Source organism: bacterium, from assembly GCA_021372515.1.
In the GTDB taxonomy this organism is placed as follows: domain Bacteria; phylum Gemmatimonadota; class Glassbacteria; order GWA2-58-10; family GWA2-58-10; genus JAJFUG01.
In genome coordinates this window covers 1-11,019 of sequence record JAJFUG010000199.1, presented here as the reverse complement: position 1 = coordinate 11,019, position 11,019 = coordinate 1, and the positions used below count along the sequence as shown (strand labels likewise).

Annotated in this window: 11 protein-coding genes; 4 read left to right on the top strand and 7 right to left on the bottom strand. The window is 62.0% G+C overall.

Annotated elements, in window-relative coordinates; genetic code table 11:
• The first annotated feature begins 82 nt into the window (after positions 1-82).
• Entirely contained in the window at positions 83-709 is a 627-nt protein-coding gene (locus LLH00_17895) for a hypothetical protein (GenBank protein MCE5273154.1), read from the top strand.
• On the opposite strand, the gene LLH00_17890 is transcribed toward LLH00_17895, so the two are convergent.
• The 5 genes from LLH00_17890 to LLH00_17870 form a co-directional block, all read right to left on the bottom strand.
• Positions 706-1,194, bottom strand: coding sequence for a hypothetical protein (locus tag LLH00_17890; GenBank protein MCE5273153.1), 489 nt, complete (start codon positions 1,192-1,194; stop codon positions 706-708). The two genes, LLH00_17895 and LLH00_17890, sit on opposite strands and share 4 nt — an antisense overlap.
• 69 nt (positions 1,195-1,263) lie before the next feature.
• Entirely contained in the window at positions 1,264-1,539 is a 276-nt protein-coding gene (locus tag LLH00_17885; GenBank protein MCE5273152.1) for a Txe/YoeB family addiction module toxin, read from the bottom strand.
• Positions 1,536-1,814: a type II toxin-antitoxin system Phd/YefM family antitoxin gene (locus LLH00_17880; GenBank protein MCE5273151.1), complete on the bottom strand. Its 279-nt coding sequence runs from the start codon at positions 1,812-1,814 to the stop codon at positions 1,536-1,538. Before LLH00_17880 ends, LLH00_17885 begins: the two co-directional genes overlap by 4 nt.
• A 330-nt stretch (positions 1,815-2,144) precedes the next feature.
• Positions 2,145-3,377, bottom strand: a complete 1,233-nt coding sequence (locus LLH00_17875) for a glycosyltransferase (protein MCE5273150.1) — start codon at positions 3,375-3,377, stop codon at positions 2,145-2,147.
• An 8-nt stretch (positions 3,378-3,385) separates the two neighbouring features.
• Positions 3,386-4,435, bottom strand: a complete 1,050-nt coding sequence (locus LLH00_17870) for a hypothetical protein (protein ID MCE5273149.1) — start codon at positions 4,433-4,435, stop codon at positions 3,386-3,388.
• Positions 4,436-4,954: 519 nt separating this feature from the next.
• Here LLH00_17870 and LLH00_17865 point away from each other — a divergent pair.
• The gene (locus LLH00_17865; protein ID MCE5273148.1) at positions 4,955-5,971 is read left to right on the top strand and encodes a hypothetical protein; all 1,017 of its coding nucleotides are present in this window, start codon (positions 4,955-4,957) and stop codon (positions 5,969-5,971) included.
• Positions 5,972-6,076: 105 nt separating this feature from the next.
• Here LLH00_17865 and typA read toward each other — a convergent pair whose 3' ends face one another.
• Both typA and LLH00_17855 read right to left on the bottom strand, forming a co-directional pair.
• Positions 6,077-7,912, bottom strand: a complete 1,836-nt coding sequence (gene typA / locus LLH00_17860) for a translational GTPase TypA (protein MCE5273147.1) — start codon at positions 7,910-7,912, stop codon at positions 6,077-6,079.
• A gap of 216 nt (positions 7,913-8,128) precedes the next feature.
• A complete protein-coding gene (locus tag LLH00_17855; protein ID MCE5273146.1) occupies positions 8,129-8,938 on the bottom strand; it encodes a hypothetical protein in 810 nt (269 codons plus the stop codon).
• 213 nt (positions 8,939-9,151) lie between these two features.
• On the opposite strand from LLH00_17855, the gene LLH00_17850 reads away from it, so the two are divergent.
• Entirely contained in the window at positions 9,152-10,786 is a 1,635-nt protein-coding gene (locus LLH00_17850) for a uroporphyrinogen decarboxylase family protein (GenBank protein MCE5273145.1), read from the top strand.
• Positions 10,783-11,019, top strand: a 237-nt coding sequence (locus LLH00_17845; GenBank protein ID MCE5273144.1) for a GTP-binding protein, incomplete at its 3' end; no start/stop codon positions are given. The genes LLH00_17850 and LLH00_17845, both read left to right, overlap by 4 nt.

The following is an 11,019-nucleotide window of genomic DNA, read 5'->3' as shown; positions in this document are numbered from 1 at the left end:
GTTCGTGGCAGGGACGTATCATTTGACAGTCGCGGCCGGGCCCTGTTATTATTTTCGCTGAAACCGTTCCCTGGAGCCTGCCATGCCCCGATTGCTTCTCGCCGCCCTGCTCCTCGTCACCGCCGCCTGCGGCCGCGGGGGAGATGAAAGCGCCCCGGCCCCTGCGCCCGCTTCGGCGGCAGTGCAAGCGCCCGCCATAAAGGACACCACACCCACAACAGTGGTGCATGTGGACACGGTGCGGATAGCCCCGCGGGATTTCCCGGGCCTGCCCGCGTCCGTGGCCGACTGGCTGGAGGCGCGGGGGTACTCGATACCGCAGACATGCATCGACTGGGAGGACCCGCCCAACAACGTCACCCAGGGGGATTTCGACGGTCGGGGCGAAAAAGACGTGGCCCTGCTCGCTCTGAGGGCGGACAGCCTGGAACTTCTGGTGTTTTTCTCCGGACAGGCGGATTCCTGTTCCTTTGTCCACGCTGAAGAGATGTCACGCTACTGGATTTTAAAAGAAGCGAAGGCGTACTGCGCTTTCAGCCTCGAAACCGCGGATTTCGATTATATCCTCAGACTGCAAAAGGCTTTTGCAGGCCCGGAGCCGCCGGCAGGCCGCAGGCACCAAGGCATAAATTTCTGGGTCCTGAACAGCACCTCTGAAATTTACTATTTCGACGGAGACAGATGGCTTTGCCTGCAAGGCGCGGATTAAATATAAAAGTGCAATACTTTACCTTCATCATACATATTCCCAACAATTTTTTTACCTTCTGTCTTTAACCAGTACCAATATAAAGCATCCTCACCGCCTTTAAGACGACTAATGTCGAAGCAATCGCCCCATCTGTGTTGGTTGTGTTCTTTGCGTGATATATCGCCATTCTGTTTAAATAATCCTCCCCAAGGCAGGCTCATGTCGTTAAGCAATATTTTCTTTTTGTCCGGTCTAAGACACGGCCCCTCTGGGTCCTTTGGATTGGTCTCATCGAAAGCTCCTTCATTCAAGGCCTTCCCAAACGCTTCGTCCAGCTCAAGAATTTTTCTGACAAGTTGAATTTTCCCATAATGACTGACTTTCGACGGGTGATATGGATCGTTGGTGAATAGATTAAGATGTTTGTAGCTGTAATTATGCAGGTCCACCAATCCCGGATATTTCACGTCCAGGTTGAAATTGAATATCCTCACCCCCACCATGACACTGAAGCCTTTTTATTGGCTCAACAAAAACGGGGCGACCTTTCGATCGCCCCGTTTTGTCTTGTCTCAGTAGTGATACATACACTGAAGAAAGTCGATTCGGTCGTCTTTGACTCGATAAACTATTCTGTGTTCGTGATTTATGCGCCGGGACCATGCAGTAGGTTCCCAATATTTCAGCGGTTCCGGCTTGCCGATTCCCCTGAATGGATCATCTAAGATTGCTCTCACTAAGCGCTTTATTCTCTCTGCAACCTTCCTGTCTTGCTTTACCCAAGCCGCCAAATCCTCCTTAAACTCATCATGGAAGACCGACTTATAGGTCTTGTGCGGCGGATTCATTCGGCAAGACCAACCTCTTTAAGAAGGTCATCGAGTGAGGAAGGAGTGACAGTTCCTTCCTCTGCACGTTTAAAGGCGCTGAACAAGCGACGGCGGTTGTTTGGCGAGCGGAGCAAATAAAGTGTTTCCAAAAGACTTTCCAGCTCAGTGGCGGCAAGCATTGCCACAGCAGGAACTTTATTACGATGGACAATAATAATCTCGCTATCCTCTACGGCGCGATCCATAAATTCCGCAAGATTACCCCGCAGGGCAGTATATGTGGTCTGCACCATTGTTTCCTCCTAAATAGCTGTACAGGAATTATGTACTTCATTATCGGCGCACACACACAAAAAGTCAAGCATTTTTATGTTGTCCAGTGCTTTCTACACAATATCGCAAACATGTTTCCAGCATCCATGCACATATTGTCAGTCCCTAATCCTGGGAAATACCAAAAAGTCGACCGAATGTAAAATAACAGAGCAAACCTGCAAATACCAGAAAAGTTATTGCAAATGAAGCATTTAGAGCGTTTGGTGCAAAATATTTTTGTGCAGAAACAAAAAGCCCCACCGGGAACCGCTCCCGACAGGGCAATCTCCTGAGATATATCTCCTGAATCAGCCACGCAGGCCGACGGCCCGGCTGGCTTGCAGTGCGCCGCCCGGTTGCGCCGCGCTCCGGGCCGGAGTCGGAGCGGACTCGGCCAGGCGGGCACGGCAAAGCTCCAGCGCCACTTCATACTGCTCCAGCAGCTCGTGGAACACGTTCTCCCAGCCAAAGCGCATCGCCGAATGGCGCGCCTCCCAGCCCATGTGGATCCGCAGGGAACGGCTCTCGGCCAGGCGGTCCACCGCCGCGGCGAAAGCCTGGTCATCCGCGGCCACGAACCCGTCCACGGAGTCGCGCACCTGCTCGCTCACCCCGGGCCCGTCGGTCACCACCACGGGCAGTGCGCTGGCCATGGCCTGACGGACGACGTTGCCGAAAGTCTCGGAGCGCGAGGGGAACACGAACAGGTCGGCATCGGCGAAAGCGCGCCACAGCGGCTCCCCGGTCAGCCGTCCGCTGTACTCGGCCTGGGGCAGGCTGCGTTTCATGCGGCTCAGGTAGGGGCCGTCCCCCACCACGCGCAGGGCGATCTTGGGCCGGGCGGAGAACACTTTCTCCAGGAGCTGCATGTTTTTTTCCGGCGCCACCCGTCCCACGTACAGGGCCTGCACGGGTCCCTCGCGGCGCGTTCTGCGGGCCGGGTTGAACTGCGCGGTGTCCACCCCGCGCGAGAGCACGTTCACCTGGGGGGAGAACAGCCGGGCCACATGGGAGCGTGTAGCCGCCGAGGGGGCCAGGATCAGGTCGGAGCGGCCGTAATAGCGGTTAAGAATGTTGGCCATCGCGCGCTCGGCGAGCTTGCCGGTGGCGGGGCCCAGGTGACGGCCCACCCGGACGCGGGCGTAGTAGTCGAGCAGGGTGTGGTAGACCGTGACCAGCGGCACGCCCTGGCGCGCGGCCAGACGGGCCCCGAACCAGCCCAACGGGTCGGGAGTGCCGCTGTGCACCAGGGTGTAGCTTTCCTGGGCCAGGTGCGCGGCCAGTCCCGAGAAACGGAACAGCGGGTCGACCCAGAGCGTGGGGTCGATCCGCAGGGGCAGACGGGGACGGTGGGTGAAAAACCGCAGGCCGCCCTCGCTCTCCACCGCGTCATGCGGCCCGTAAGTGACCACATCCAGCGGCAGAGCGGCGTGACGGAACTGCTCGATCAGGCTGCGGTAGGTGTACTCCACCCCGTTGGTCTCGCCCCAGCGGCCCAGGGTGTTGGTGACCAGCAGAATTCTTCCCTCCGGCAGGCTCAAGGCGCTCCTCACTTGGCTTCGAACGCCGGCATGGGCGCGATCTGCCAGTTACGAAGGGAGACATCCCGCAGCACCTTGAAAGCGCTGGCGGCGTAGGCGCCGGGCACGTAGAGCAAGGCCCCGCTCAGGTAGGCCAGCGCTCCGGCGGCGTGCTTGACCGCCGGGTTCCCGACCACCCGTCCGATCCGGGTGCCTTGGCCCAGCGAGCGGAAAATCCGGTCCAGCTCGGATTCGAACACCACCGGCGGAGCGTTGAGCTGCCTGTGCTGGCGCACCGAGTGGATGGCGTCCATCAGGTAGCGCGCCATCATGCCGGGCAGGTCGACCAGGCCGGCATAGCCGGGGACGATCAGGGTTTCGCCCTGGCGGACATTGCGCAGGAACTCGGCCGCGTTGGCCCCGCGGGCCAGGGTGCAGGTGGGCAGCACCTTGCGCGTGTGGCTGTCCGTGGCCGCAACCAGCGGGAGCTTGCGCACCGAGGCGTAGATCAGGGTGGCCGCGTTCTCGATGAAGCTGCGTTTCTCGTTCAGCTCCACGGGCAGGCGGAAAGTCTCGATCAGGTGCCAGAACCCGATGGAGTTGAGGCTGTGGCCGCGCGGCACCCACCAGGGGTGGTTGGCGATCACGGTGCAGCCGCGCTCGAAAGCGGTCTCGATCAGGCCGTAGGCGTCGTGCCGCTTGTGGGCCAGCTCGTGCAGCTCCTCGAACGCGTCGTTGTCCGGCACGGCGTGGATGCCCAGGTGGACCGGGTGGCCCAGCCTGCGGTCGTGGACCTCCATCTCCACCCCACGGATCAACCAGTCGGGCGGGTTTTTCAGGCTGCGCCAGGCGTCCTCGTTGTCGTGGTCGGTGATGGTCATATAGTCGACGCCCTCGCGCTCGGCCTTTTCGACCAGGCGCTCAGGGCGGTTCTCATCCAATTGGGGCACATCCCGCGAGCAGGAGCTGTGAATGTGCAGCGCACCCACACACCAGCCCTCGGCCCGCTTGGCTTCCACATCTTTCCAGCGCAGCGTCCGCTTCCAGTAGGAAGCCAGGCCTGCCTCTTTGGTCTCCATTTTCCCTCTCTCGGTTCAGGGGGCGTCGAAAACGGGAAAATCTCTTTTCACGCACTCACCTGAAAGCTAATGAGAGTGTTATAGCCTGTTTTGTGGGAAGTTAGAGAATTTCAATTGAAAGAGGATTAAGCGGGGAGGATAATTGCTTTAAATATTAATAAGTTACATTTTTAGTTCGCGGCAGAGGCCCGCCGTAACTGCCCCGGCCAGGTTGTGGCATCGTTCTTGATAATACAGGATAGTGCGGCGTGGGCGAGTGTGGGCATGGGGTATGGCTTACGGGGCGGCGGCTGTCCATTCCGGTGGAACCTGCGGTGTAAAAGATTGTAACAGTAATGAATACGCGGTACGGCCTGCTGATTTGACAGACAATCTGCCGGCCAGGCCGGGTGTGTCTGTGTATCCGGCGGGATTACATTGAGACCCGCCGGGCAACAGCGGCGTATCCGCTCCAACGCCCTGACCGCTGCGGCTTTGCGCCGACGGCCGGGGGGGCCACAGCCCAGGAGTTCGACATCCATGCTGACTGTCGTCTTGTTCGCTGTCGCGGTGGTGTTTTCCCTTCTGCTCACCCGCCTGGTCATGTTCCTGGCCGAAAAAACCGGTCTGGTTTCAAGGCCCAAGCCGGAGGTGGCGAAGCATTTCCGGCCCGTGGCCCTGGGCGGCGGTGTGGCCCTGCTTCTGCTGCTGTTGCCCGTGTCGGCCTGGCTGGCCCGGCAGGGCCTTTTGCCTTGGCGCTTTTTCTGGATCCTCCTGCCGGTGGGTGCGCTGGGCCTGGCGGATGACATTTTCGAGCTGGGCGTGCTGCCAAAGCTGGCGCTGGAGTGCGTGGCGCTGGCGCCGTACCTCTGGCTGTGCCCCTTCGGACCGGCCGGTTGCGTGGCGGCCTTTCTCTGGCTGATGTACGCGCAGAACGCCTGGAACTACATCGACATCCTGGACGGTCTGGCCGGCTGGTGCGCGGTGCTGGCCCTGGCTTTCTGTTCGGGGCTGCTGGTCCTGGCCGGAGGGGCGACGGGACAGTCGGCCCTGGCCGCGGCGGCCTCGGGGGCCTGCCTCGGGTTCCTGTTCTGGAACAGCTACCCGGCGCGGATCTACCTGGGGGACACGGGCAGCCTGGCCTTGGGCACGCTCCACGGCGTGCTGGTGCTGGAGGCGCTCATTGCGGGCGGTGGCCCCGGCCTGGCCTGGCCGCTTCTTATCGCTGGGGCGATCCCGCTGTTCGAGATCACTTTCCTGTTCGTGGAGCGGACACGGCGCGGAGTGCCGTTCTACCGCGGCGCGCCGGACCATTACTCCCTGCGGATGCAGCACGCCGGCTGGAGCGTGCCGGTGATCATAGTCCGCACCCGTCTGGCCGGCATCGGCTTGGGCGTCCTGGCCGTGGGGGCCGTGCTGCTGCGCGGCCGCCTCTGGGCCGTGGCCCTGTCCGCGGCTGTGCTGCTCGCGGCTGTGGTCGTGGCCTGGAAATATTTCCGGGGCCTGCCGATCCCGCCGACAGGGCGGTCCGCCGCGCAAGCCGGTGGCGGGGACTGACAGACCACTCCATTGCCGGGACAATAAAAAGCCGGACCGCCCCGCAGCCCGGGACAGTCCGGCTTTGCCATCAAAAGGCTTTCTTCTGTCTCAGCGCCCGTAACCTTACTTGTTAAACCGGGCGTAGCGCATGATCGAGCGCTCCTGCAGGCTCAGGACCACCTTGCGCAGGCGGATCGAGAGCGGGGTGACCTCCACCAGCTCGTCCTCGCGGATGAAATGCAAGGCCCGCTCCAGGGTGAGCGGGATCACCGGAGCCAGGATAACGGCGTCATCCTTGCCCGCGGCGCGCATGTTGCTCAGCTTCTTTTCCTTGGTCGCGTTGACATTGATATCGTCCTCGCGGTTGTGCTCGCCGATGACCATGCCCTCGTAGACCTGGATGTCCGGGCCGATGAACAGCGTGCCCCGCGGCTCCAGGTTGTACAGGGAGTAGGGGGTGGCCCGCCCGGTGCGGTCGCAGACAATGGAGCCGGTGAAACGGCTGTGGAAATCGCCCCGGTGCTCCTCGTAGCCAGCGAAATAGGAATTCATGATCCCGGTGCCGCGGGTGTCGGTGAGGAACTCGTCCCGGTAGCCGATCAGCGAGCGCGAGGGGATGGAGAACTCCAGCCGCACCCGGCCGGTGCCGTGGTTGACCATGTTGGTCATGCGGCCCTTGCGCGAGGAGAGTTTCTCGGTGACCACGCCCAGGAACGCTTCCTCGCAGTCGATGAACAAGTGCTCGACCGGCTCGAGGACTTTACCGCCCTCGTGCTTGAGGATCACCTCGGGGCGGCCGACCAGGAGCTCGAAACCCTCGCGGCGCATGGTCTCGATCAGGATCGCGAGCTGGAACTCGCCGCGGCCCTTGACCACGAACGCGTCGCGCTCCTCTGTCTCCTCCACCCGGATCGCCACGTTCTTAAGGGTCTCCTTGAACAGGCGCTCGCGAATCTTGTTCGACTGCACCAGCTTGCCCTCGCGGCCGCTGAACGGCGAGTTGTTGATCGCGAAGCGCATGGAGACAGTGGGCTCCTCGACCGTGATACGCTTGAGGGCCACGGGCTGCTCACGGGTGGCGATGGTGTCGCCGATGCGCACGTCCTCGATCCCGGCCAGCACCACGATATCGCCGGGATCGGCCGATTCCACCTGGCCCAGGCTCAAGCCCTGGTACACCTGCAGCGAGGAAATCTTGAGCGGCTTGGGGTCGCCGGATTCGCCCAGGCAGACCAGGCTTTCGTTGGAGTGCGCCGTGCCGCCCACCACGCGCCCCACGGCCAGGCGTCCCAGGTAGTCGCTGTAGCCCAGGTCGGCCACCAGCATCTGGAACGGGGCCTCGGGGTCGTAGACCGGGGGCGGGACTTTGTCCAGCACGCACTGGAACAGCGGGGTGAGGTCGGTGCCCGGCTGCTCCAGGCTGCGGCTGGCCGTGCCGTCGCGCCCGATCACGTAGAGCAGCGGAAACTCGAGCTGATCCTCGCTGGCGTCCAGGTCGATGAACAGGTCGTAGATCTCGTCCAGCACCTGGGCCGGACGGGCATCCTTGCGGTCGATCTTGTTGATCGCCACGATCACCGGGAGCTTGGCCTCGAATGTCTTTTTCAGGACGAAGCGGGTCTGGGGCAGCGGGCCCTCGCTGGCATCCACCAGCAGCAGGGCGCCGTCCGCCATGAACAGTGCGCGCTCCACCTCGCCGCCGAAATCGGCGTGGCCCGGGGTGTCGATGATGTTGATTTTCACGCCGTTCCAGATCACGGAGCAGTTCTTGGCCGCGATGGTGATCCCCCGCTCGCGCTCCAGGTCCATGCTGTCCATGATCCTATCGCTCACCGCCTGGCCCTCGCGGAACAGGCCGCTCTGGCGGAACATGGCGTCCACCAGGGTGGTCTTGCCGTGGTCCACGTGGGCGATGATGGCGATGTTTCTGATCTTTTCATTGCTGGCTGTCTGTTTCATCCCTGCGACCTTCAGAAAGTTAAACCGCTGAAAAACGAAACGCCAAAAATAAAACTCCCGCCGGATTTTGCAAGCTCCGTGCGGGCATATTAAATCTACAGCGTTTGCCTGCCGCCGTCCACCCGACCCCAAAAACAACAGAGACGCCGCCCCCAAAGCCTCCGGGACGGCGTCTCCGGCAGAGTTTCCAATTGTCTTCCAAACCGCCCGGCGGGCCTACTTGCCGGTCAGGCTGCCGCTGTCTCCGCGGCCCTCGATCACATCCACCACCCGCTTGGCGAACAGCGGAGCGGCGCCCTTGCAGAACGCCTCGTTGGGGTGCGAGTTGTCCGGGGCCTCGGCGTAGTCACCTTTCAGGAAGAGGCCGCCCTCGGTCTCCAGCTCGAAGAAATCCCAGACGAAAATGTTGTCGCCCGGCTCATCCCAATCCTTCTTCACCCAGTCGAAGAACTCACGCGAGCGCTTGCCCTGCTCGGGGTTCGAATCTTTCTCCACCAGGGCCGCCCCGGTCCAGACCACGAACTTGGTGTCCTTGAACTGGTGCAGCTTGTCCTTGAGCGCGGCGTACTGGGCCTTGTAGTTGGCCAGGGTCTTTTCCTCGCTGGTCACGTCCGCCTTTTCCCCGTCCGGCTTGATCCCGCTGACCGGGAAACAGTGCTTGAACACGATCACGTTGTACTGCGGGGTGAGCAGCTCCAGGGTCGGCTCCTCCATGTAGGGCTTGCTCCCCGCGTGCTCGACCCAGATGTTCCAGTAGTCGAAGGGATAGTTCTTCCACTCGTAGGGCTTGCCGGAGGGGAATTCCCGCTCCGTGATCTGATAGTCCTTGCCGTTGTCCTGGTCGTACTTGGCGAACCAGTCGGCCACGCCGCCCGCCCAGACATTGTGCCCGGTGCTGTGGTGCAGGAAAATGATTTTCACCGGCTGGGGCGCGGTCTTTTCCTGGGCGCACGACTGGGAGGCGACAAGGGCCAGACCCAGGCAGGCCAGGCAGAACGAAACTGCAAGCAAAGTCATCTTGGACATTTAAAACCTCCAGGTTTGAAAAGTAGGAATATGACGGATAATATAATAGTGCGGCGGCAGATTTTTGTAAAGTCAAATATGACAGAGAACAGCGACGCACACGACCGTGCGTCACCTTCGCGGAACGGTTGCGACAAACATTGGTTTTTTATCAGAACTTATTATATTTGTCTCTCCCCGCAATCCCTAACACCAACACCAGGAACCGCTGAAATGTCGATGTCACCCAAAGAGAGAGTGCTACGGTCGATCCGCTGTGAGGAAACCGACCGTATCCCCTGGGTCCCGTTTGTCGGCTGCCACGCCGCGCACCTTCTGGGCCTGAGCGCCTCGGAATATCTGAAATCGGCCGAGCTGATGGCTGCCGGAGTGCAGGCCGCGGTGGAACGCTACAAGCCGGACGGCATCCCGACCAATTTCGACCTTCAGCTCGAGGCCGAGGCCCTGGGTTGCGGCCTGGTCTGGGCCGGCGAGAACCCGCCCTCGGTCAGCACGCACCCGCTGGAGGATGGCAGGCAACTGGCCGACCTGGCTGTGCCGGGCAAGGCGGACGGCCGTATCGGGGTGGTGCTCGATGCCACCCGCCGAATCCGTCAGGCCAACCCCGAGCTGGCGGTCTACGGCATCCTCACCGGGCCTTTCACCCTGGCGCTGCACCTCAAGGGCACCGGGATTTTCATGTCCATGTTCGATGACCCGCAGGGTGTGCACGAGCTGATGGCGTTCTGCCAGCGGGTGGCCGAGGCCATGGCCAGCTGGTTCATCGAGACCGGCTGCGACATCGTGGCCGTGGTCGACCCGATGACGAGCCAGATCGGCCCGGACCAGTTCCGCGAGTTCGTCACCCCTTATGTCGCCCCGCTGTTCGATTCGATCCGCAGCCAGGGCCGCCTGGGCAGTTTCTTTGTCTGCGGCCACGCCCAGCAGAACATCGAGGCCATGTGCGAGTGCCGCCCGGACAACATCTCGATCGACGAGAACATCCCGCTGGACTACGTGCGCGACATCTGCCTGCCGCGGGGGATCAGTTTCGGCGGGAACATGCAGCTGACCACGGTGCTGCTGCTGGGCACGGAGACAGACGCCCAGCGCAACGCCCTGGCCTGCATCGAGACCGGAGGGGCGCGCGGGTTTATCCTCGCCCCGGGCTGCGACCTGCCCTACAACACCCCGCCGGCCAACCTGGAGGCGGTGGGCCGTCTGGTGGCCGACCCCTACCAGCAGGAGGTGATCCGGGCCCTGGGCGATGACGGGGCGGTGTGCGCCACCCTGGACATGAGCGAGTACGGCCAGGCCGACCGCGTGATCGTGGACATAATCACCCTGGACAGCGAGGCCTGCGCCCCCTGCCAGTACATGGTCGAGGCCGTGCGCGCCGTGGCCCCGGAGTTCGAGGGCATCGTCAAATGGCGCGAGCACAAGATCAAGTACCGCGACTCCCTGGTGTTTATGACCAGCCTGATGGTCAAGAACGTACCCACGATCTGCATCGACGGCCAGATCACCTTTGTCAGCCGCATCCCGCGCCGCGAGGAGATGGTGGCCGCGATCCAGCGGCGAATTCTGGAGAAGCTGCGCACCAAGATCCAGCGCCGCCGGGCCACGCTGTTCATCCTGGGGGATGACTCCGAGAAAACGGCCGAGGTGCGCGGGAATGTCGACAAGGCGATCCGCGAGCTGGGGGCGGAGGTGGAGGTGCGCCTTCTGACCAAGGACGAGGATTTCTACGCCTTCGGGCTCTCGCCGGTGCAGAAACCGGCGGTGGTGCTGGCCCGTTACACGGTCAAGAGCGCGCGCCAGGCCCCCGAGGTCTGCGCCGTGCGCGAGTGGATCAAGGAGACGCTGTGAGCCGTATCCCCATAATCCTGCTCACCGGCTACCTGGGGGCGGGCAAGACCACGCTGCTCAACCACCTGCTGAGCCGTCCCGAAATCCGGGAGCGCAACGTGGCCCTGATCATCAACGAGTTCGGCGAGCTGGGGGTGGACGGCCGCCTGGTGGAGGCCGGCACGCGCCCGGTGTACGAGCTGAACAAGGGCAGCCTGTTCTGTGTCTGCATCAAGACCGATTTCCTGGCCGTG

Bases quoted from the DNA above. Each gene is read 5' to 3' on its own strand.
- typA (MCE5273147.1), bottom strand. From the start codon at position 7,912: ATGAAACAGACAGCCAGCAATGAAAAGATCAGAAACATCGCCATCATC.
- LLH00_17890 (MCE5273153.1), bottom strand. From the start codon at position 1,194: ATGGTGGGGGTGAGGATATTCAATTTCAACCTGGACGTGAAATATCCG.
- LLH00_17865 (MCE5273148.1), top strand. From the start codon at position 4,955: ATGCTGACTGTCGTCTTGTTCGCTGTCGCGGTGGTGTTTTCCCTTCTG.
- LLH00_17870 (MCE5273149.1), bottom strand. From the start codon at position 4,435: ATGGAGACCAAAGAGGCAGGCCTGGCTTCCTACTGGAAGCGGACGCTG.
- LLH00_17885 (MCE5273152.1), bottom strand. From the start codon at position 1,539: ATGAATCCGCCGCACAAGACCTATAAGTCGGTCTTCCATGATGAGTTT.
- LLH00_17880 (MCE5273151.1), bottom strand. From the start codon at position 1,814: ATGGTGCAGACCACATATACTGCCCTGCGGGGTAATCTTGCGGAATTT.
- LLH00_17850 (MCE5273145.1), top strand. From the start codon at position 9,152: ATGTCGATGTCACCCAAAGAGAGAGTGCTACGGTCGATCCGCTGTGAG.
- LLH00_17895 (MCE5273154.1), top strand. From the start codon at position 83: ATGCCCCGATTGCTTCTCGCCGCCCTGCTCCTCGTCACCGCCGCCTGC.
- LLH00_17855 (MCE5273146.1), bottom strand. From the start codon at position 8,938: ATGTCCAAGATGACTTTGCTTGCAGTTTCGTTCTGCCTGGCCTGCCTG.